This window comes from Streptomyces sp. NPDC020965, from assembly GCF_044333555.1.
Lineage (GTDB): Bacteria > Actinomycetota > Actinomycetes > Streptomycetales > Streptomycetaceae > Streptomyces.
The window spans coordinates 145,095-167,551 of sequence record NZ_JBIRRE010000016.1 but is presented as its reverse complement, the minus strand read 5'-3'; the positions used below and the strand labels follow the sequence as shown (position 1 = coordinate 167,551).

Annotated in this window: 16 protein-coding genes; 13 read left to right on the top strand and 3 right to left on the bottom strand. The window is 71.9% G+C overall.

The features are described 5' to 3' along the window. Positions 1–269: 269 nt before the first annotated feature. Positions 270–6,389 carry a DNRLRE domain-containing protein gene (locus tag ACH4S7_RS34230; RefSeq protein WP_398525294.1) on the top strand — a complete coding sequence of 2,040 codons (6,120 nt, stop codon included), beginning with the start codon at positions 270–272 and terminating at the stop codon, positions 6,387–6,389. A gap of 111 nt (positions 6,390–6,500) precedes the next feature. After that, the gene (locus ACH4S7_RS34225; protein WP_398525293.1) at positions 6,501–6,830 is read left to right on the top strand and encodes a hypothetical protein; all 330 of its coding nucleotides are present in this window, start codon (positions 6,501–6,503) and stop codon (positions 6,828–6,830) included. A gap of 99 nt (positions 6,831–6,929) precedes the next feature. Here ACH4S7_RS34225 and ACH4S7_RS34220 read toward each other — a convergent pair whose 3' ends face one another. After that, entirely contained in the window at positions 6,930–7,634 is a 705-nt protein-coding gene (locus tag ACH4S7_RS34220; RefSeq protein WP_398525292.1) for a TetR/AcrR family transcriptional regulator, read from the bottom strand. A gap of 162 nt (positions 7,635–7,796) precedes the next feature. Here ACH4S7_RS34220 and ACH4S7_RS34215 point away from each other — a divergent pair, with 162 nt between their 5' ends. Next, positions 7,797–9,020, top strand: a complete 1,224-nt coding sequence (locus tag ACH4S7_RS34215; protein ID WP_398525291.1) for a saccharopine dehydrogenase family protein — start codon at positions 7,797–7,799, stop codon at positions 9,018–9,020. A gap of 88 nt (positions 9,021–9,108) precedes the next feature. Here the strand turns inward: ACH4S7_RS34215 and ACH4S7_RS34210 are convergent, their stop codons facing one another. After that, positions 9,109–9,816, bottom strand: coding sequence for a TetR/AcrR family transcriptional regulator (locus ACH4S7_RS34210; protein WP_398525290.1), 708 nt, complete (start codon positions 9,814–9,816; stop codon positions 9,109–9,111). A 94-nt stretch (positions 9,817–9,910) separates the two neighbouring features. On the opposite strand from ACH4S7_RS34210, the gene ACH4S7_RS34205 reads away from it, so the two are divergent. From ACH4S7_RS34205 to ACH4S7_RS34165, 9 genes are all read left to right on the top strand, one after another. Continuing rightward, positions 9,911–11,749 (top strand): amidohydrolase, encoded by a 1,839-nt coding sequence (locus ACH4S7_RS34205; RefSeq protein ID WP_398525289.1) that lies wholly within the window; start codon positions 9,911–9,913, stop codon positions 11,747–11,749. Further along, on the top strand, positions 11,746–12,729 hold the full coding sequence (locus ACH4S7_RS34200; protein WP_398525288.1) for a PDR/VanB family oxidoreductase: 984 nt from the start codon (positions 11,746–11,748) through the stop codon (positions 12,727–12,729). The genes ACH4S7_RS34205 and ACH4S7_RS34200 overlap by 4 nt, the downstream gene beginning before the upstream one ends. Continuing rightward, positions 12,726–13,364, top strand: coding sequence for an MSMEG_1061 family FMN-dependent PPOX-type flavoprotein (locus tag ACH4S7_RS34195; RefSeq protein WP_398525287.1), 639 nt, complete (start codon positions 12,726–12,728; stop codon positions 13,362–13,364). The genes ACH4S7_RS34200 and ACH4S7_RS34195 overlap by 4 nt, the downstream gene beginning before the upstream one ends. A 119-nt stretch (positions 13,365–13,483) precedes the next feature. Next, positions 13,484–15,181, top strand: coding sequence for a CocE/NonD family hydrolase (locus ACH4S7_RS34190; protein WP_398525286.1), 1,698 nt, complete (start codon positions 13,484–13,486; stop codon positions 15,179–15,181). Continuing rightward, entirely contained in the window at positions 15,178–16,824 is a 1,647-nt protein-coding gene (locus tag ACH4S7_RS34185; protein WP_398525285.1) for an ABC transporter substrate-binding protein, read from the top strand. Before ACH4S7_RS34190 ends, ACH4S7_RS34185 begins: the two co-directional genes overlap by 4 nt. A 17-nt stretch (positions 16,825–16,841) precedes the next feature. After that, complete coding sequence (locus tag ACH4S7_RS34180) at positions 16,842–17,789, top strand: ABC transporter permease (protein WP_398525284.1); 948 nt, start codon at positions 16,842–16,844, stop codon at positions 17,787–17,789. Next, positions 17,786–18,691, top strand: a complete 906-nt coding sequence (locus ACH4S7_RS34175; RefSeq protein WP_398525283.1) for an ABC transporter permease — start codon at positions 17,786–17,788, stop codon at positions 18,689–18,691. Before ACH4S7_RS34180 ends, ACH4S7_RS34175 begins: the two co-directional genes overlap by 4 nt. Further along, complete coding sequence (locus tag ACH4S7_RS34170) at positions 18,688–19,779, top strand: ABC transporter ATP-binding protein (RefSeq protein WP_398525282.1); 1,092 nt, start codon at positions 18,688–18,690, stop codon at positions 19,777–19,779. The genes ACH4S7_RS34175 and ACH4S7_RS34170 overlap by 4 nt, the downstream gene beginning before the upstream one ends. Next, on the top strand, positions 19,776–20,630 hold the full coding sequence (locus tag ACH4S7_RS34165) for an ABC transporter ATP-binding protein (protein ID WP_398525281.1): 855 nt from the start codon (positions 19,776–19,778) through the stop codon (positions 20,628–20,630). The genes ACH4S7_RS34170 and ACH4S7_RS34165 overlap by 4 nt, the downstream gene beginning before the upstream one ends. Positions 20,631–20,674: 44 nt before the next feature. On the opposite strand, the gene ACH4S7_RS34160 is transcribed toward ACH4S7_RS34165, so the two are convergent. Beyond that, on the bottom strand, positions 20,675–21,352 hold the full coding sequence (locus tag ACH4S7_RS34160; RefSeq protein WP_398525280.1) for an adenosylcobinamide amidohydrolase: 678 nt from the start codon (positions 21,350–21,352) through the stop codon (positions 20,675–20,677). A 257-nt stretch (positions 21,353–21,609) separates the two neighbouring features. Here ACH4S7_RS34160 and ACH4S7_RS34155 point away from each other — a divergent pair, with 257 nt between their 5' ends. Continuing rightward, positions 21,610–22,167: a tellurite resistance TerB family protein gene (locus ACH4S7_RS34155; protein ID WP_398525309.1), complete on the top strand. Its 558-nt coding sequence runs from the start codon at positions 21,610–21,612 to the stop codon at positions 22,165–22,167. Positions 22,168–22,457: the final 290 nt, after the last annotated feature.

Sequence of the window (22,457 nt, the reverse complement as noted above, 5' to 3'; positions counted from 1 at the left end):
CCGGATCGCGACAGTCTGATCACGGCCGATCACTGCGTGATACACCCATCACCTGGACTTCGACGCCGTAAACCCGTGAATTTCGTTGACTCGGGGTAAATCCCCGTCCCCCCGGGCGACTTCACAACGGTAGTGACGAAACGGTGAAGATCAGGGATTGTGTCTGCCGATACAGAAGTGACATGGCACAGACAAAGATGTGGGAGGGGACAGTGTCCAACAGATCCCAACCGTCGGGCAGACGCAGACCGGCCCGGCAACGATTGCGCATGATCGCCTGTGCGGTCGCCGCCGTACTGGCCGCCGAGACGGCCGTGATGGTCGCCGTCACCGGCCAGGCCGTCGCGCTCACCCCGCAGCAGCCCAGTGCTCGTGCCGCCGCCGAGAAGGCCGCGGCCAAGGGTCCCGCCGTGGCGCAGGACGAGGCGTCCGCCCGGCTGATGGCCCGACTGCAGAAGCGCAAGATCGAGGTCTTGTCGGCGCGTACCGACACCTCGTCCACTTATGTGCTGCCCGACGGACAGATGCAGGCCGGTGTGTACGCGGCGCCTGTCCGGGTCAAGCGCGGCGGTACCTGGCAGGACATCGACACCACACTCGCGGACGCGGGCGCCGACCTAAAGCCCCGGACCACGACGGCGGACATTGCGGTCTCGGACGGTGGTGACGCGAAGCTCGCCTCCGTCGGCCGCAGCGGGCGCAGCTTCGCGATGGGCTGGGAGAAGAAGCTCCCCGCGCCGAAGCTGACGGGTGACACCGCCGCGTACGCACTCGGCGGCGGTGAGACGCTCACCGTCACCGCGCTGCCGCAGGGCTTCTCACAGAACGTGCACCTGGCCACGGCACCCACGGCACCGGTCGAGTACCGCATCCCGGTCGAGACCAAGGGGCTGAAGCTGTCCGAGGCGCCCAGCGGGCGCCTGCTGCTCAAGGACTCCGCGGGCAAGCTGGTCGCCGAGGCACCCGCGCCGATGATGTGGGACTCCTCCAAGGACCCGCGCTCGGGTGAGTCCAAGCACCTGGCCCGGGTCCCCGCGAAGATCGAGACGGCGAAGGACGGCAAGCAGACCCTCGTCCTGACGCCCGATCCGAAGTACTTCACCAAGGACCTGACCTACCCGGTCACGGTCGACCCGACCTCCACGCTCGCGGCCTCCACCGACACCTGGGTGGCGACCAACTTCCCCGACTCGCAGGTGTCGTCGGACGAGCTGAAGTCCGGTACCTACGACGGCGGCACGACCAAGGCCCGCGCGTATGTGAAGTTCGATGTGTCGGCCTTCAAGGGCAAGCGCATCAACGACACCAACCTGGGCCTCTGGTCGTACTACTCGTCGACCTGCCAGACCACCGGTTCCGGCACCCAGGTGCGGCGCATCACCGGTGACTGGAACTCCTCCACGATCACCTGGGGCGCGCAGCCGGCGACCACCGACGTCGGTGCGATCACCAACACCGCCGCCAAGGGCTGGAACTCCAGTTGCCCGGCCGGCCCCGTCGACTTCGACATCGACGCGATCGTGCAGGCGTGGACCGACGGCCAGCCCAACCACGGTCTGCAGATCCGGGGCACCAGCGAGACCGACTCGCTGACCTGGCGGCGTTTCCGCTCGGCGAACTACGTCAGCGGCGACCACGCGCAGGAGCCGCACCTGACGGTCACCTACGACTCGTACCCGGGCGCCCCGACCGCATCCGCGATCTCGCCGTCCGCCGTCAACGCCTACAACGGCATCCGGTACGTGACCTCGCTGACGCCGACGCTGTCCGCGAAGGTCACCGACCCCGACGGCGCCACGGTCAGGGCCCAGTTCGAGATATCCCCGGACCCGGCGTACAACGACACCACGTACACCTACACGGGTACCAGTGGTGCCGTGGCCTCCGGGTCGAACGCGACCTTCACCATCCCCACGGCCAACAAGCTGCCGTCGGGGCCGAAGCTGCGCTACCGCGTGCGTGGGTATGACGGGACCTTCTACGGCCCGTGGACCGGGTACATGCCGTTCGGCGTGAACACCGGTAAGCCGGCCGCGCCCGCGATCACCTGTGAGACCTACGCCAAGGACACCTGGACGGCCCGTGCCAGCGGCCCGGTGACCTGCACCCTGGACACCCCCACCACGGACGGTCAGGGCTATCTCTGGGGTCTGGACGACGCCAACCTGCCCAACCGGGTGGACAACACCGTCCACGGGACCGGCGGTCACCCGCTGACCATCTCCATCAACCCGGCCGACGGCTGGCACACCCTGCGCGCCAAGACCGTCGACTCCGGCGGAAACCTCTCTCCCGACATCACGAGCTACAGCTTCGGGGTCGGCGCCGACGGCGCTGCCGTCATCGCGCCGTCCGACGGCGACGACACGGCGCGGCGCGTGGCCCTGCAGGCCAAGGGCAAGGCCGAGTACACCGGCGTGACGTACGAGTACCGGCGCGGCGAGACCGACTCCTGGAAGGTCGTGCCGACCGCCCAGGTCACCACCGCGTCCGGCGGGGCCGTCAGTTGGCCCGCCACGGTCACCTCCGGCACCGCCCCTCCGCTGGTCTGGGACGCCGCCGCCTCGCTGGCCGAGGACGGCGTGCTCGAACTGCGGGCCGTCTTCGACGCCGGTACGGCGACCAAGTACAACTCGCAGGTCGTCGAGGTCACGTTGGACCGGCAGGCGGGCAACGCGCCGAGCCTTGAGGTGGGTCCCGGCGCGGTCAACGCCCAGACCGGAAACTTCACCTTCAGTGACACCGACGCGGACGACTTCGGTCTCTCCGCCGACCGTTCGCACTCCTCGCGCCAGCCGGTCGCGCAGGAGGTCCAGGAGGGCCAGGCCGCGATCTTCGGCCCCAACTGGTCCTCCGGCGTGAGCGCCGAGGACGCGGGCACCGACTGGACCGTGGTGCGCAGGACATCGGCCACCTCGGTCGAGATCCTGGACGCCGAGGGCGTCGCCACCGCCTTCACCGCGACCAGCGGTGGCGGCTGGAAGTCCGAGACGGGCTCCGAGGACCTGACCCTGACGGGCTCGCTGACCGGCGCCTTCACCCTGAAGGACACCGGCGGCACCGTGAACGTCTTCCGCAAGGTCGACGCGGCGGCGGCCTCCTGGACGCTGGCCACCACCGCCCTCTCGGTGAACGACTCCACCACGACAGTCGTCTCCGAGAAGGTCACCGTGGGCGGCGCGGTCCAGTTCCGTCCCAAGTATCTGATCGGTGCCTCGTCGGCCGTCGACGTGGCCACCTGCCAGGCCACGCCCACCACCAACGGCTGCCGTGTCCTGGAGTACGTGTACGCCCCCGCCACCACGGCGACGGCGACCGCGTTCGGCAGCTACACCGGACAGGTCGCCCAGCTCAGGCTGTGGGCGACCTCCCCCGGCGCGACCGCTGCCACGGGTGAGATCGTCTCCCAGTACGCGTACGACGCCTCCGGGCGGCTGCGCGAGGTGTGGGACCCGCGGATCAGCCCCGCGCTGAAGACCACGTACGCCTATGACGCCGCGGGCCGGCTCACCTCGCTCGGCGAGCCCGGCGAGCTGCCGTGGACCCTGCGGTACGGCAAGGCGGGCACCGAGGTCACCGCCGGCGAGGGGATGCTCCTGTCCGCCTCGCGGCCGACCCTCACCCAGGGCAGCGCCACCGGGACCGACGGCGGCAACGCCGTCACCACGGTCGTCTACCAGGTACCGGTGTCGGGCGCCAACGCCCCGTACCAGATGAACGCGGCCTCGGTCGCGGCCTGGGGCCAGGGCGACGCCCCGGTCGAGGCCACCGCCGTCTTCCCGGCGGACGAGGTCCCCGCATCCAACGTCGGCACCTCGCTGGCCGCGGACGCGTACAAGCGGGCGACGATCGTGTACGCCGACGCGTCGGGCCGTGAGGTCAACACCGCGCAGCCGGGCGGTCACATCGACTCCGTCGACTACAACCACTACGGCTCCGAAGAGCGTTCCCTGACCGCGGGCAACCGCGCCCTCGCCGTCGGTGCCACCGACGCCGCCAAGGCGAAGCTGACCCGGCTCGGCATCATCGACGCGACCGTCGCCGAGCGCGCCGAGCAGCTCTCCACCCGCACCGTGTACAGCGCGGACGGGCGCCGCGAGACCGAGGAGTTCGGCCCGCTGCACCTGGTCACCCTGGAGCGCGCGCTGACCGGCGGTACCGCCGCCGGAACACTGCCCGCGGGCAGTGAGGTCCCGGCCCGTACGCACACCGTCAACACCTATGACGAGGGCCGTCCCGCCAACGCGGCGGTGCAGGACCTGGTGACCACCACGGTCACCGGAGCCGCCGTACAGGGGTTCGCCACCGACGCCGACCGGCGGACCACGGCGACCGGCTACGACTGGACCTCGGGCCAGGCGACGCGCAGCGTCGTCGACCCCGGCGGCCTGGCGGTCACCACCACCACCTCCTACGACGCGTCGGGCCGCAAGACCCGGGAGACCTCCGGGCGCTCCGCCGGCAATGACGCGCTGACCACCGTGACCGACTACTGGTCGGCGACCGGTACCGGTGCCTGTGAGGGCAAGCCCGCCTGGGTCGGCCTGGTGTGCCGCACCAGTCCGGCCGGAGCGGTCACCGGCGGCGGTTCCCACCCGGCCGAACTGGTCACCAAGACCTTCGGCTACGACCGTTGGGGCAATGTCGCCACGCTGACCGAGACCGCCAACGGCACCACCCGCACCACCACGATCACCACCGACACGGCCGGTCGGCAGACCACGGCCGCTGTCACCGGCGGCGTGGGCACCCCGGTACCGGCGACCACGACGATCTACAACCCGCAGAACGGCGAGGTCGCCTCGGAGACCTCGGCCGGTGCCACCGTGGCGTTCGGCTATGACGCGCTCGGCCGCCGGATCAGCACCACCGACGGCAGTGGCAACACCGTCACCACGGCCTACGACAGCCTGGACCGGCCGGTCCAGGTCACCGACTCGGCGCCGTCCACCACGACGTACGCCTACGACGCGAACGTCGAGCCGCGCGGTCTGACCACCAAGGTCACCGACTCGGTCGCGGGCGCCTTCACCGGCACCTACGACGCGGACGGCGAACTCGCCACCGAGTCCCTGCCCGGGGCCATCACCCTGGCCGTGGAGCGGGACCCGGCGGGCAACACCACCGCCCGCAGGTACGCCGCCGCCGATGGCACGGCCCTGCTGGCCGACTCCACCGGCTTCACCGCGCACGCGCAGCAGGCCGGGCACAACCAGTCCGACGGCACCGCCACCAGCACGGCGTACGGCTACGACGCCGCTGGCCGGCTCGTGACCGCCAAGGACACCGCGGACGCCCTGTGCACCAGCAGGTCCTACGCGTTCGACGCCAACAGCAACCGCACCGGGCTGACGACCGCCGACTGCTCCGAGGGAGGAACCGGCTCCACCACCACCCCGTACACCTACGACAGCGCCGACCGGATCGTCGACAGCGGCTACGCCTACGACGCCTTCGGCCGCACCACCGCGACGCCGGCCGGTGCGCAGCTGACGTACCACGCCAACGACCTGGTCCGCAGCGAGACCGTCGGCGACCGTCGCCAGACCTGGAACCTCGACGCCGCCGGCCGTCTCGCCGCGTGGACCGTGGAGGCCAAGGGCACGGACGGCACCTGGACACAGACCGAGTCCAAGGTGAACCACTACAACGCCGGCGACAACCCGACCTGGACCGCCGAGAACGCCCAGGGCACCGTCACCCGCTACGTCAACGGGCTCAGCGGCCGGCTGACCGCGACGACGGACAACACCGGCGGCCTCGTCCTGCAGTTGCTCAACCTGCACGGCGATGTCTCGGTGCAGCTCCCGGCGGCCGTCGGCGCGGCGCCCGTGGTGCTGCGCACCGACGAGTACGGCAACCGGACCGAGGGCTCCACCGCCGCGCGGTACGGCTGGGCCGGCGGTCACCAGCGCTCCTCGGAGACGCAGAGCGGCTCCACGCTGATGGGCGTCCGCCTCTACTCGCCGTCCACCGGTCGCTTCCTGCAGACCGACCCGGTCCCCGGCGGCTCGCTCAGCCGCTACGCGTACCCGGGTGACCCGGTCAACTCGCAGGACCTGGACGGCCAGCGCTGGAAGAAGAAGAAGGTCTGGCACGTCAAGAAGAAGACGGCCAAGAAGCTGGCCAAGGCCCTGAACGCGGGCGCGCGCGTGGCGTCGGCCTTCGGCCGGGTCGGCCTGATCATGCCGTCCATGTGGGCCAAGATCGCGGGCCTGGCACTGGAGGCCATCGGAGGTGCGACCCGGTGGTTCGCCGCCGAGATCAAACTGAAGAACGCGATGCCCAAGAGCAAGGGCGTCAAGATCACGATCGGAATCTGGCAGAAAAAGGGATTCTGGTCATGGGTGATGTACCCGAAGATCAAGGTCAACCGCTGGAAGAAGTAGCGGGCTGAGGGGAGGGGGCCGGTCCTGCCGGCCCCCTCTCCGCGCCTCGTCTTGTCCGTATCCTTGAACTCCCCGGGATCGCACCGGACTTCCGTAAGTGAGGACGCATCAGTGATCGTGTTCCAAACCGCATTCATCCTGCTCCTGGTCGCCCAGGCCGTGCTGGTCGTACGGAACGGCCGTAGTTGGAAGCTGGAGTCGGCCGTCACCGCCGGATTCGTGCTGGCCTTCCTGCTGCTGCCCACCGACGACGACCGGTCCCTGATGGAGACGGTGATCAGGGTGTACGTGGCGGTGGGCGTCGCCCCGCTCGTGGAGATGGGCCTCCGCAAGGCCGGCACGCCGCCCGAGGCCGTCGACGACGCACGCTCCCCGCGCTTCTGGGCCGGGGCCGCCGCCTGCGCGCTGCTGGCCGCCCTGATCGCGCGCGTTCCGCTGTAGCGGCAGACGGCAGACGGCAGACGGCAGACGGCAGACGGCAGACGGCAGACGGCACCGGGTACCGGTGCCGGACCGCCCCGGCCCCCCCGCAGGTCCCGGTCAGCCGGTCCGGGACAGCCGGCCGGCAGCGCTGTCGAGGAGCATGTCCAGCGTGGTCGGATAGGCACTGCCGTTCATACACGCCACCAACGGCGCGGCGGTGGCCGCGATATGGGGATGGGTTGCCGCCGGCAGCCGCCCGCAGGTGTCCCGCCACATCTCCCGGTCGGCATCGCGCACCGTCTCCGGCAGCGCCAGGGCCGCACTGTCCAGCGCCGCGAAGGCCAGGCTCAGATCGACCAGACTGCGGTAGACGCGCACCGCTTCCCCATCCGCGAACCCGGCCGTGCGCAGCAGCCCCAGAATCGCCTCGACCGTGGCCGTCTCATTGGCCCGTCCGGTGATGCGGCTCGCCGCGAGCACCGCGGCCTGCGGATGGGCGAGGTACGCCGAGTGCAGGCGCAGCCCCAGTTCGCGCAGGTCCGCCCGCCACTCGCCGCGCACCCGCCAGCCCCGTACGGCCCGCCCGATCAGTTCATCGGCGATGGCCAGCGTCAGATCGTCCATGCCCCGGAAGTAGCGGTACACCGTGCTCGGATCGGCGCCCAGCGCCGCGCCCAGCCGCCGCGCGGTCAGGCCCGCGCCGCCGTGGTGCCCGAGTAGCCGCAGCGCCGTCTCCACGATGAGCCGCTCCGAGAGCACGGTGCCCGTACGGGTGGGTCGCCGTCGCTTCCGCGCCGTCTCCGGTACGACCTTCTTGGCCATGACCCGTCCCTCTCGCCGGGGGAGTGCCCCCGGGCGGCCCCGCCACGCCGGGAACTCTTATGCCAACACCGTTGACCTTAGCCGACCCGCCCGCGTTGTATCTGGCCTCAGGCACGACGACCCCGACCGGCCCACCGGCCGATTGATGGAGTGGATGACGCGATGCGAGTTCTGCTTGTCGGCGCGGGAGGAGTGGGCACCGCGATCACCAGGATCGCCGCCCGGCGCCCGTTCTTCGATCACATGGTGGTGGCGGACTACGACCCGGGCCGCGCGCACGCCGCCGTCGCCGCCCTCGGGGCGGCGACGGACCGCTTCAGCGCGGCGCGCGTCGACGCGTCCGACCGGGACGCGGTCGCGGCGCTGCTCACCGAGCACCGCTGCGACGTGGTGCTCAACGCCACCGACCCGCGGTTCGTGATGCCGCTCTTCGAGGCGGCGTTGGCGTCCGGTGCGCACTACCTGGACATGGCCATGTCGCTCTCCCGGCCGCATCCCGAACGCCCGCACAAGGAGTGCGGGGTCAAACTCGGTGACGAACAGTTCGCGCGGGTGCGGGAGTGGGAGGCGAGCGGACGGACCGCGTTGGTCGGATGCGGGGTCGAGCCGGGCCTCTCCGATGTCTTCGCGCGGTACGCGGCCGATGAACTGTTCGATGAGATCGAGGAGATCGGCATCCGTGACGGGGCCGATCTGACCGTCGACGGGTATGACTTCGCCCCCTCCTTCAGCATCTGGACCACGATCGAGGAGTGTCTCAATCCTCCGGTGGTCTACGAGACCGGGCGGGGCTGGTTCACCACCGAACCGTTCAGCGAGCCCGAGGTCTTCGACTTCCCCGAGGGGATCGGACCCGTCGAGTGCGTCAATGTCGAGCACGAGGAGGTGCTGCTGATCCCGCGCTGGGTCAAGGCGGACCGGGTCACCTTCAAGTACGGTCTCGGGAGCGAGTTCATTGAGGTCCTGAAGACCCTGCGCACACTGGGCCTGGACAGCACTGAACCGGTCACGGTCAACGCCGGTGCCGTCGGGCCGGTGCGGGTCTCCCCGCGGGACGTGGTCGCGGCCTGTCTGCCCGACCCCGCGACGCTCGGTGAGCGGATGCGCGGCAAGACCTGTGCGGGTACGTGGGTGAAGGGGACCCGGGACGGACGCCCGCGTGAGGTCTACCTCTACCACGTGGTCGACAACGAGTGGTCGATGCGCGAGTACGGCTCCCAGGCGGTGGTCTGGCAGACCGCGGTCAACCCGGTGGTGGCCCTGGAACTGCTCGCGACCGGGGTGTGGAGCGGTGCCGGGGTGCTCGGCCCCGAGGCGTTCGCGCCGCGGCCCTTCCTCGATCTGCTGACCGAGTACGGCTCGCCCTGGGGCCTGCGCGAGCAGTAGGCCCGATCCCCGGCGCGGGAGTGACCCCCGTGTGAGTCAGGAGGTCCGCCCCGGGCGCGGGAGTGACCCCCGCCCGAGGTGGACCGGGTCACCCCCGGGCGGCCCCCGGCGCGTCCGGGGCCCGGCGCTCCATCGAGTCCAGCAGCAGCCGCAGCGCCGTCTCGAAGACGTCCCCGGAGTCGACCTCGAACAGCCGGTCGCGGACGCGGTGGATATGGGGGTACTCCGCCGGGTCCGCGGCCCGGTAGGCGCGGTTCCAGCCGTCCGCCTCATGCGCCTTCGTCTCGGCGTCCAGGCTGTGGAAGGCGGCCTCCCCGCCGGACCACAACAGGGCGAAGTCCGCGACGACCCGGTAGAGCAGCGCGGCCTCCGCCGGGCTGAAGCCGGCGTCGCCGAGGGCCCCGATCACCGCGTCCGCCGCCCGCATCTCGGCGCTCCGCCGGGTGGTGCGCGGACCGGAGAGGGCCGCCGCCGCGGGATGGGCCAGATAGGCGCCGCGCACCCGGCGGCACACATCCGCCAGCGTGTCCGACCAGTGCGGCTGTGCCGAGAATCCGTCGAACGCCTCTTCGAGGAGGCGATCGGCGACGGCCAGCAGGATCTCGTCCTTGCCCGCGAAGTGCCGGTAGACCGCGGTCTGGTCGGCACCGAGGGCCTTGCCCAGGCGCGGCATCGTGAAGCCGTCGGCGCCCTGCTCGTCCAGCAGGCGCAGGCTGGCGTCCACGATGCGCTCCGGGGTGAGCGCGCCCCGGGGGAGCCGGGGTCGCCGGGTGGTGCGGCCGGGGGATGTGGTCACCGGTTCCTCATCTCACTTCGCCCAATCCTCGTGACGTCTGGTGAGCGCCAGCTTACCGGACGCTGTTGACAAAGGCTTAGTCCAAGGCATTGACATGGTGTTCGTCGGAGGTGTTTCCTCGGAGCCACCAGCCCTGCCGCAACCCCCTCGCACGGAACGGGCCGATCCCTTGACCGATATCCGCATCCAGCCGCAGCGGCCCGCCGCGCACGCCACCGCCCCGGCCGATCTGGTGCTCACCGGCGGTCCGGTCTTCACCGGCGACGCGGCCCGCTCCTGGACCGACGCGGTGGCCGTGCGCGACGGACGGATAGCGGCCGTGGGCACCGCCGCGGCACGCGCCCTGATCGGCCCCCGCACCGAGACGATCGATCTGGCCGGACGGCTGCTCGTACCGGGCTTCGTGGACGCCCACGCCCACCCGGTCTTCGGCGGCCTCGAACGCGCCCGCTGCGATCTGCTCGACGCGACAGGACCCGCCGAATGCGCCCGGCTGGTCGCCGCGTACGCCGCCCGCCACCCCGACCTGGCCTGGATCGTCGGCGGCGGCTGGTCGATGGACCACTTCCCGTCAGGCACCCCCGACCGGGCCACGCTGGACGCCGCCGTACCCGATCGCCCGGTCTTCCTGCTCAACCGCGACCGGCACGGAGCCTGGGTCAACAGCCGTGCCCTCGCGCTCGCCGGGATCGACCGGCACACCCCGGACCCCCCGGACGGCCGCGTCGAACGCGACCGCACCGGCACGCCCACCGGAACCCTGCACGAGGGCGCGGCGGACCTCGTCGCCCGGCGACTGCCCGCGATCACCGCGTACGAGTACGAAGAGGCCCTCCTCGAAGGCCAGCGGCATCTGCACTCCCTCGGCGTCACCGGCTGGCAGGACGCCCTCATCGGCGCGTATCTGAGCTACCCGGACCCGCTGACGGCCTATCTGAGCCTGGCTGGCTCCGGGCGGCTCACCGGCCGGGTCACCGGAGCCCTCTGGTGGGATCGCGAACGAGGCGTCGAGCAACTCCCCGAACTCGTCGAACGCCGTGAGCGGAGCCATCTCGGCCGCTTCCGCGCCACCACCGTGAAGGTGATGCAGGACGGCGTCTGCGAGAACTTCACCGCCGCCCTCCTCACCCCCTATCTGCGCGGAGCCGGCCGGGACGGGACACCCGGCCACACCAGCGGGCACAGCTACCTCACCCCCGCCGACCTCAACCGCGCGGTCACCGCGCTCGACGGCGCCGGCTTCCAGGTGCACTTCCACACCATCGGCGACCGGGCCGTGCGCGAGGCACTCGACGCCGTCGAGGCGGCCGGGACCGTCCGCCGCCGTACCGGCGCACCATCCGCCCCCGGCCCGTACCACCCGCCCGGCCCCGGCCCTGGCCACCAGGGAGACAACCGCCACCATTTGGCACACATCCAGCTCGTCCACCCCGACGACGTCCCGCGCTTCCGCCGACTCCGCGCCGCCGCCAACATGCAGCCCCTGTGGGCCGTCCACGACGAGCAGATGGCCGAACTGACCATCCCCTTCCTCGGTACCGAACGCGCCGCACGCCAGTACGTGTTCGGGGCCCTGCGCGCCGCGGGCGCCACCCTGGTCGCGGGCAGCGACTGGCCAGTCTCCAGCGCCGACCCGCTCGCGGGCATCCATGTCGCGGTCAATCGCACCGCCCCCGGCGACACCGCCGGATCCCCCTTCCTCCCCGGTCAGCGGCTGCTGCTCGCCGACGCCCTCTGCGCGTACACGGCGGGCGGAGCCTGGATCAACCACCTCGACCGGGTCACCGGCAGCATCACCCCCGGCAAGTACGCCGACCTGGTCGTGCTCGACCGTGACCCCTTCGACGAGCCCGTCGCGTCGATCGCCGACACCCGCGTCGATCTCACCCTCGTCGAGGGCGTTCCCGTCCACGAACGGAAGGGCGCCCGGTGAGCGCCGCGCCCGCGGTCGCCGGGGACGACCTACGGCTGCGCGTCACCCAGTTGCGCTGGGAGGCCGAGGGCGTCCTGTCGGTCACCCTGGCCGACCCCGGCGGCGCGCCCCTGCCCGGCTGGCGGCCCGGGGCCCATCTGCGGCTCACCCTGCCCACCGGCACGGAACGCCACTACTCGCTCTGCGGCGACCCGACCGACCACGACACCTACCGTGTCGCCGTGCTCCACGAACCGCGCGGACGTGGGGGCTCCGAGTACCTCCACCGATTCCTGCGCCCCGGCACGGTCATCGCGGCCGGCCGCCCCCGCAACAACTTCCCCCTGCTGCCCGCCCCGCGCTATCTCTTCGTCGCCGGAGGCATCGGCATCACGCCCATCCTGCCGATGCTGTACGAGGCGGAGCGACGGGGCGTCCCCTGGAACCTGCTGTACGGCGGACGCGGCCGGGCGTCCATGGCGTTCCTCGCCGAACTCGCCCCGTACGGCGACCGGGTACGCGTCTGGGCCCACGACGAGCGGGGCAGGCTCCCGCTGGCCGACGCCCTCGCCGAGGCCCGGCCGGCCCCGGGCGACGCCCCCGTCGCCGTCTACTGCTGCGGACCCGGCGGCCTGCTCGACGCGCTGACCGGACTCTGCGCCGAGGCGGACGGCCTGCACGCCCACGTCGAACGCTTCAAGGCCCCCGACACCACCGCGGCCACCGAGAACAACAGCCCCGTCGAGGTGCGCTGCGTCAAGTCCGGCGCCACCGTCGCCGTACCCGCCGACGAGAGCGTGCTCGACGCGCTCCTCGCCGCCGGCCTGAAGGTCCACGGCTCCTGCCGTGAGGGCATCTGCGGGAGCTGCGAGGTCGGCGTCCGCGCCGGCACCCCCGACCACCGCGACCACATCCTCGACCCGGCCGAGCGGGCCAGGAGCGAGGTGATGTACCCGTGCGTGTCCCGCGCCCTGACCCCCGTACTGGAGCTGGAGCTGTGACCACGACACCCGCGCCCACCCGCCCCCGGCGGATCGACCTGGCCCGTATCAGGGAGATCATCGGCACCCCTGAGCCGGTCATGCGGCAGAAGGTCCTCGACCGGCTCGACGACCACTGCCGGCTCTTCATCGCCCACTCGCCGTTCTGCTGCGTCGCCTCCGCCGATCTCGCCGGCGGGACCGACTGCTCCCCGCGCGGCGACCACCCCGGATTCGTACGCGTCCTGGACGACCGCACCCTGCTGATCCCGGACCGCCCCGGCAACCAGCTCGCCGACACCTTCACCAACATCACCGAGAACCCCGGCGTGGGGCTGCTCTTCCTGGTGCCCGGCTACGCGGAGACCCTGCGGGTCAACGGCCGCGCCTACCCCACCGACGACCCCGACCTCCTGCCCATGCTGGAATCCCGCGGCCGGCCCGCCCGGCTGGCCACCGTGGTCGAGGTCGAACAGGCATATCTGCACTGCGCCAAAGCGGTCATCCGCGCCGGCCTGTGGGAGGACGAACCCCGCGAACTGGCCGGTCTGCTCCCCTCCGGGGGCACCATCGCCGCCGCCCACTTCGGCATCGCCGGACTCACCGCCGCCCTGCTGGACGACGACCTCGCCGATGACTACCGCCGCAACCTCTGACCCGGCGTCGGTCGACGACCTCGCCGATGACCACGGCCGCGATCCTGACCCGGCGTCGGACAACGATCAACACCGCGACCCCTGACCTTCCGATCCAGCCGCCCCGAGAGGAATCACCCATGACCGTCCAGTTCCTGAGGGTGGGACCGTCCCCGCTCCACGAGACGGCCGAACAACACATGGTCCCGATGCGCGACGGCACCCGCCTCGCCACCGATGTGCACCTCCCGCCCGCACCGCGCAAGCACGCCGCCGTCGTCAGCCGGGTGCCCTACGACAAGTCCAGCCCCTACATGGCGATCCACAAGATCGCCGAGCACTATCTGGCACGCGGCTACGTCTTCGTCTCCCAGGACGTCCGCGGGAAGTTCCGCTCCGAGGGCGACACCGTCCCCTTCGTCCACGAGATCGAGGACACCCACGACACCCTCGACTGGATCACCCGCCAGCCGTGGTCGAACGGAGCGGTCGCCATGGTCGGCGACTCCTACCACGGCTGGACCCAGTGGGCCGGAGCCGCCAGCGGTCACCCGGCACTGCGCGCCATCGTCCCGCGCGTCACCAGCCTGGAGATCTCCGACCTGAGCGTTCTCGCCGGGAGCGGCACCGACCACGCGCTCAGCCTCTACCACGCCAAGTACTTCGCCCATATGTGGGTCGACCAGGGACTCTACGCCTACGAAGTGGACTGGTCCGTGCGCCCCCTGCGCGACCTCTTCGAGGACGCCTTCGCCTCCATCGGACACCGCTCCGCCGCCGTCGACAGCGTCATCGCCGGCCGCCCCCTCACCGACCCGTTCCACACCCGGCACCCCTTCGCCGCCCGGCCCGTACCCGTACTCCACCGCGTCGGCTGGTTCGACAACCTCATCGACGCCTCCCTGCGCGACCACACCGCGCAGCTCGCCGACCCCCGCTGGCGCGACCACGCCTATCTCGACGCCGACGCCTGCGACCACCACACGTACCACCTGAGCCAGGCCCCCGTACCGGACGAACAGGACCAGGCCCTCAGCGAATCCGTGCTCGACGCGATGCTGCCGCGCTACCTCGGCCGCACCCTCGACTTCCTGGACGCCTTCGTCCTCGGTCGGGGCGAGCCCGGCGCCTTCCCGCGCGCCGTCTGGTTCCAGGGACACGACGGTGAACACACCGCCGCATCCTGGCCCCCGCCGGCCGCCCGCGAACTGCGGCTCCACCCGGCGCGGGGCGCGCAGGCCACCACGAGCGCGGACGGCGGAACCCTGACCGAATCCGCGGAGACCACCACCACCGCCGTCCGCTGGACCCACGACCCGCTGAACCCGGTCCCCTCGCCGGTCCGCGACCCGTGGGTGCACCTCAAGGAGTACCCGCAGGAGCAGCACACGCACGACCGGCCCGACGTGGCCACCTTCACCGGCGACCCGGTCGTCGCCCCGCTCGACCTCGTGGGCCCGGTCACCGCGACCGTCTCCATCGAGACCAGCGCCGCCGCGGGCCACCTCTTCGTCAAGCTCCACGACGTCGCACCCGACGGCACCGCCCACATGATCGTGCGCGGACAACGCCGGATCGAGGGCGGCGGACCCCGGCGCGCCCGGGTCGACCTCGGCCACACCGGCTACCGGCTGCGCACCGGACACCGCCTGCGCCTCCAGATCTGCGGCAGCGACTTCCCGCTCTACGCGCCCCACCCCGGCAGCGACGGCGACCTCTGGCAGGCCACCGCATTCAGCCCGGCCGAACAGACCCTGCGCATCGGCGGCGACCACACCCGACTGACCCTCACCGTGGCGGACGGCCCCGCGCAGACACCGAGGAGACAGCCGTCATGAACCACCACACCCTCAGACCCGCCCTGATCGCCCCCCTCGTCGCGGTCGCCCTCACCACGGCGGCCTGCGGCGGGGGTGGGGGCGGCACCACCGCCCCCACCCCTTTCGCCACCGGTCGGGCCGACACCCCCGCCGCCAAGGGCCCTCTCGACTCGTACACCTGGTACGGCGACTACCGGGCGCCCTCCAGCCTCGACCCGGTGAAGAACGCCGACTATCCCGAACAGACCGTCCTGCCCAACATCTGCGAATCCCTGCTGCGCGTACGCGGCGACTACACGCCCGAACCCGCCCTCGCGACCGGGTGGCAGCAGCCCGACCCCAAGACGCTCGTCCTCACCGTCCGCCAGGGTGTCCGGTTCTCCGACGGCACCCCCATGACCACCGACGACGTCGTGTACAGCCTCAAACGCAATATGGACCCGAAGACCACCTCGTCCTACGCCTTGCTGTACGCCAACGTCACCTCGATCAGCGCGGGTTCCGGCAACCGCGTCACCCTCGCCTTCCGCACCCCCGACGCGGTCTTCGTCAACGTCCTCGCCACGCTCGGCGGATCCGTCGTCAGCCGCGCCCACGCCGAGGCCAGCGGCACCGCCCTCGGCACTCCCGCGGCCGGTGTCCTGTGCACCGGCCCCTACCGGGTCACCGCCTTCGACGGCGCCAACGACCTCGTGATGGAACGCAACGAGCACTACTGGGACACCACCCGCCCGGTGCGCTCGAAGAAGGTCACCTTCGTCTTCCCGGCCGGGGCCAAGGCCCTCTCCAACGCCATCGCGGGCAAAGCCGTCGACGGCGGTTTCAACATCCCCTCCCAGCTCGTCCCCACCCTCGCCAAGGCGGGCGGCGGCAGACTCTGGACCGGCGCCGCGGGCAGCTCCCCGCAGAACCTCGACCTCGTCGTCACCGATCTGCGGAACGGCCCCCTGGCCGACCCGCGGCTCCGCCGCGCGCTCTCCCGATCCATCGACCGCGAAGGCATCGCCCGCTCCCTCTTCTCCGCCGCCGCCGACCCCCTTTACGCCGTGGCCGGACCCGGCACCTGGGGGTACGCCCGGGCGGAGTTCAAGAAGGCGTATGACGCCCTCAGAACCGAACCCGACCCGGCCGGGAGCAGGGAACTCGTCACCGCGGCGGGCGCCGACGGACGCAAGGTCAGACTCGCCTACCCCACCGGGATCGACATGTACGCCGGTGTCGCCACCGCCCTCCAGCAGGGGGCGAAGGAGATCGGGCTCGATATGGAGATCGTCGGCCTTCCGCTCGCCCAGTACGGCGAGATGTTCATGGACCCCGCCGCCCGCAAGCCGTACGACGCCTTCCTCACCATGAACTACATCCAGATCACCGAGCCGGCGTTCCTGTACGCCTTCATCGCCACCCCGGACGGTCCGCAGAACTACGGCGGCTACCGCAACACCCTGGTCACCGACCGGATCACCCGTGCCTTCGGGACCGCGGACGACCGGGCCAGGGCGGGGCTCCTCATCGAGGCCCAGCGACAGCTCGCCGAAGACCTCCCTTGGATCCCGATCGTCGCGCCCCGGGCCACTGTCTATCTGAGCGACCGGGTCGCGGGCGTACCCCTGACCTTCGCCTACATGGGACGGCCCTGGGCCGCCTCGGTCGGCGCTCCCTGAGAACCGGAGCCCGCACCATGATCCGATTCCTCGCCGGACGCCTCGCCGGGCTGTTCGTCACCCTCCCGGTAGCCGGGTTCATCGTCTTCGCCGGGCTCTACCTCGCCCCCGGCAGCCCCGAGTCGGTGCTCTTCGGCAACACCACCCCGACCGCGGAACGCCGCGCCGCGGTCCGTGAGCAGTACGGACTCGACGAGCCGTTCCTGACGCGCTACCTCTACTGGATCGGCGACATCCTCCAGGGCGACCTGGGCACCTCGTTCGTGGGGAACCAGCCCGTCGCCACCCGGATCGGCGCGGTCTTCGAGACCACGCTCCACCTCGTCGCCGTCACCGCCGTCCTCGTCGCCGTCATCGGACTCGGCCTCGGACTGCTCGCGGCACTGTGGCCGGGACCGGTCGACTCGGCCGTCTCCGCCCTGACCGCGACCGCCGCCGGCGTCCCGGGATTCGTCGCCGCCTCGGTGGGCATCTCGGTCTTCGCCGTCCGGCTCGACTGGTTCCCCGCGTACGGCGCCGGCGGCGAGGGATTCGCCGGCCGGCTCCACGCACTCATCCTGCCCGCCCTCTCCCTCGCCCTGATCTCGTCCGCACTGCTGGCCCGGGTCACCCGGGCGGCGATCCGCGACGAACTCGGCAAGGAGTACGTACAGACCGCGCGCGCCCGCGGCATCCCGGTCCGGCGCATCGTCCGCCGCCATGTCCTGCCCAACGCCGCGCCACCCATCGTCACCGCAGGCGGCCTCGTCGTCGCCGCGCTCTTCGCGGGCACCGTCGTGGTCGAGAACGCGTTCGGGCTGCCCGGAATGGGCTCGCTGCTCATCGGCTCCGTCAACCAGAAGGACTTCCCGACCGTGCAGGCGGTGACCCTCCTCATGGTGACGGCCTTCGTCGTCGTCAACCTCGCCGTGGACACGGTCCAGCGTCTACTCGAACCCGACCGGAGCCAGAGAGGCACTCCATGACGACGACCCACCCCACCGTCTCTCCCGTGCCGCCACGGGCCCGGACGGGACGGCGAATCGGCGACCGGCTCGGCACCGCGGGAGTGATCGCCCTCGGCTGGATCCTGCTCATGGCGGCGGGTGCCGCCCTCGCGCCCGCCCTCGCACCCCACGACCCCGCCGCACAGAACCTGCTCAACATCCACGCCCCGCCGGGCGGCGCACACCTCCTCGGCACCGACGGCTCCGGCCGCGACATCCTCTCCCGGCTGCTGTGGGGCGCCCGCACCAGCCTCGCCGGACCGGCCCTGGTCGTGCTGCTCAGCCTGGTCGCCGGACTGCCGCTCGCCCTCGCCGCGGCCTGGCGCGGTGGATGGGCCGACGCGGTCGTCGGACGCGTCCTCGACCTCGTGTTCTCGCTGCCGGCGATCCTGCTCGCCGTCCTCGCCGTCGCCGTCTTCAGGCCCGGCCCCGCCCCCGCGATCCTCGCCCTGGCCATCGCCTATCTGCCCTATGTGGCCAGGGTCGCGCGCAGCGCCGCCCTGCGCCAGCGCACCATGCCCTACGTCGCCGCGCTGACCGTGCAGGGCCACGGGGCGGTGGCGATCTGCGCCCGCCACATCCTGCCCAACATCGCCCCCGTGGTCGGCGCGCAGATCCCCATCGCCTTCGCGGGCGCCCTCATGGACCTGGCCGCACTCTCCTACCTCGGCCTCGCCGTGCAGGCGCCCCAGGCCGACTGGGGCGTCCTCGTCAACGACGCACAGGCCGTGCTCCAGGGCCACTCCTCCCAGGTCGTCTACGCCGGGGTGCTGATCACCACGACCGTCGTCGCCCTCATGCTCCTCGGCGACCGTCTCGCCGGGGACGGCCGCCCCCGGCGCGTGCACCGCACGGCCCGAACCCTCCGGAGAACGAAATGACCCCTCTGCTGCGGCTCGACGAGGTGTCGGTGACCATCCCGGCCGACGGCACCCGACGCCGTGTCGTCACCGACATCACGCTGGACGTCGCGCCGGGAGAAGCCCTGGGTGTCGTCGGCGAATCCGGCTCGGGGAAGTCCATGACGGCACGCACCGTCATGGGCCTGCTGCCGCGCGGCAGCACCGTGGCCGGCACCGTCCGCTTCGACGGCCATGACCTGCCCCCGGCCGGATCCGGCAACCGTGCCCAACGCGCCCGTACCGTCACCGCCCGGCGCGATATCGGCATGATCTTCCAGGACGCCCGCGCCCATCTGGACCCCCGGCAGCGCGTCGGCGACTTCATGACGGAGACGGGCGCCTCCGCCCGCGCCGCCGCCGAACTCCTCGACCGGGTCGGTATCGACGATCCGCTCCGCCGGATGCGCGACCGCCCCCACCAACTGTCGGGCGGGATGCTCCAGCGGGTCATGATCGCTTCCGTGCTGCTCGCCCGCCCCCGTCTCATCCTGGCCGACGAGCCGACCACCGCCCTCGACGTCACCACCCAGGCCGATGTCGTCTCCCTCCTCGACGAACTGCGCCGCGAGGACGGCACCGCGCTCGTCTTCATCACCCACGACCTCGACCTCGCGGCGGCCTTCTGCGACCGCGTCGCCGTCATGTACGCCGGCTGCCTCCAGGAGGTGCGCGGGGCGGACCTCCTGCTCACCGCCCCGCTCCACCCGTACACCCGCGGGCTGCTCGCCTCCCGGCCGGGCGGGCGGACCAGGGCCGCCCGGCTGCCGGTGATCCCCGGCCGGCCGCTCTCGGCCTTCGAGGCGCCACCGGGCTGCGCCTTCGCCACCCGCTGTGCGCATGTGGTGGACCGCTGCCGGGAGACCCGCCCGTCCCTGACGGCCCGACACGGCGGGCTGGTCCGCTGTGACCGCGTCGCCGAACTCGACACCGGACCGGGAGCCGGAGCCGGATACGACACCGGACCGGGAGCCGGACCGGGACGTGAAACCGGAACCGCATCCGGAGTCGTCGCCGGCAGTGGCAGTGGCAGTGGCACCGGCACCGGATCGGCGGAGGCGACGCGGTGACCGCGCATCCGGAGACCGTGGTCGACGTCCGGGACCTGCGCAAGGTCTACCGCGGCGGATCCCGGCTGTCCCGCGCCCCCATCCAGAGCGACTTCGTAGCGGTGGCCGGCGCCGACTTCCAGGTGGTGGCCGGGGAGTGCCTGGGCATCGTGGGGGAGTCCGGTTCGGGCAAGAGCACCATCGCCAGGATGCTCACCGGACTCGAACGACCCACCTCCGGCGCCATCTCGGTGCTCGGGGTCGATCGCACCCGGCCCGCCCGCCGCGCCCGCGCACGCCGGCTGCGCGGCGCCCAGCTCCAGATGGTCTTCCAGGACCCCTACACCTCCCTCGATCCGCGCCAGAACGCTCGGGACGCGATCGTGGAGACCCTCCGCCTCCACACCCGGCTCGACCGCGCCGAACGCGTCCGCCGGGCCATCGGCATCGCGGACTCGGTCGGGCTGGACGAACGCCAGTGCACGGCCCTCCCCGCCGATCTGTCGGGTGGCCAGCGCCAGCGCGTCGCCATCGCGCGGGCACTGGCCGCCGACCCCCGGGTCATCGTTCTGGACGAGGCGGTCTCCGCACTCGACGTCTCCATCCAGGCCCAGATCCTCAATCTGCTCGCCGACATCCGGGACAGCACAGGAGTGGCGTACCTCTTCATCACCCACGACCTCGCCGTCGTCCGGCAGATGGCCGACCGGGTCCTCGTCCTGAAGCGGGGTCACATCGTGGAACAGGGCCCCACCGAACGGGTACTGGACCACCCCGCGCACGACTACACGCGACGACTGCTCGCGAGCGCCCCGGGCTCGCGGCCGTCCGGCGCGGCCCCGGAGGAATCGAGGCGGTCGAAAGGACCATGACCGTGGTCACTTCGACCGGCGGCGTGCCCGCCCCTGATCGCCCGTCATGGCGCAGCCGCTGCGCGTACGGCGGAGTGGACGGTCCGGGCCAGCCGGGCGCCCCACAGCGAACGGGGCCCGGCGAAGAGATGGCGCTCCTCGCCGGGGCGCCCGACGCGCGCGGCGACGCACACCGCGTCGGTGGGCGTGCCCGAGCAGTCGTGGCCGGCGTCGAGCAGTGCCTGAACCTTCGCCTCGGTCGCGGTCGCCACCGCATTGACCAGCGCGGCGTCGGTCAGCACCACCGGCAGCATCACGATGATGTTGATCGTGCCCGGCCGGGCCCCGGCGGTCGCACCCTCGGCCGGGGAGGCGGCCCACCCGCGCACCCCGAGCCCCGCGGTGACGATCGCTTCGACGCCGTTCTCGCGGGCATGACCGTACGCGGTGACGTCGGCGGCCGTCATCAGGCCCACTCCCGGTCCGCGCACCCCGGCGTCACCGGCCAGCTCCGCGAGGTGCCGGTCGGGATCGGTGCGCCGGTAGCCGTGGGAGACCTGGGCGTTGAGTACCCAGGCCCGCTCCCCGATGCCACCGCCCAGCACGGCACTACTGACCATCCGCCAGCCGGGGCCCGCGCGCCAGAGCAGGGCGTGCAGCCGCTGGCCGTCCTCGGTACGGGTCAGGTGCTGTACGGGCGGGGGAGCGGTGGCGGGACGCGATGGCGGGACGACGAAGGTCACCGGGCAGGACTCCTTGCGGGCGAGCGACCGGGTGATCGTACGCGCCAGGGGTGACGGGCCCTCTCGCCGCCTCGCCCGCGGCGGTCGGTCCGGCGCAGCTCCGTCCGACGGACCCCTGCGGCCCGGTGGGCGTGGGTGGTCGGTCACGTTCGGGTCGGCCCGGAACTCCATGGACATGCCGAGCGTTTCCCCGACGGGCGTGACGAAGCGCGTTTGCCCGAAGAACGACAGACGAAGTCGAGGTGGTACCAGTGGCGATGTGGGACCGGATCAAGGATCAGGCCAAATCCCTCCAGCAGCAGCAGTCCCAGAGGTCGGGAAGCTCCGCGGGGCAGGGACATTCCGCGGGGCACGGAAGCTCTGGGTCAGGAAAGTCCAAGGCCCAGATGGTCGGGATGCTGAAGAGTCAGCTCGACTCGCTCAAGACCGAGCTGAAGAGCGGTGCCTACCGCGACGCCAGTATGGCCGTCTGCGCCCTGGTCGCCGCGGCTGATGGGCATGTCGACCCGGCCGAGCGGCAGAATGTCGAATCCCTGATCCTCTCCAACAACGTGCTGCAGAACTTCCCGGCCGAACAGCTCCGGACCCGGTTCAACAAGCATGTCGACGTGCTCATGGCCGACTTCGCCCGGGGCAAGGCCGAGGCGCTCCAGGAGGTGGCCAAGGCGGCGAAGAAGCCCGCCGAGGCCCGTGCCGTGGTCCAGACGGGCATTGTCGTGGCCGGTGCCGACGGCTACATCCAGCCTGCCGAGGAGCAGATGCTGCGCGAGGTGTGTGCCGCGCTGGGGCTGTCCCCCGCAGAGTTTGGCATCTAGAGCCCCCGCACCCCGCAGCACCGGACGCCCTCCGTCTGAAGCCGCTGAGCCCCTGACCGGCTACAGCGCCTGAGGCATCGGATGCTCGCGTCCTGCGGTCCGCCCCTGCGCTGCCTCCCGGCCTGTTGCAAGCCGTGCCGGGAGGCCGCACAGGAGGCCGTACGGTCGGGATCGGCTCCGCGCCCCAGCCGCGGTGTTGGGCCCCACCGCGCCGGTCACCGCGCCCGGGCCAGAAAGAGGCCGCTCATCCGGTGCCCTGCGACGCCACCGCCACCGCCGCGGGCGTCGAG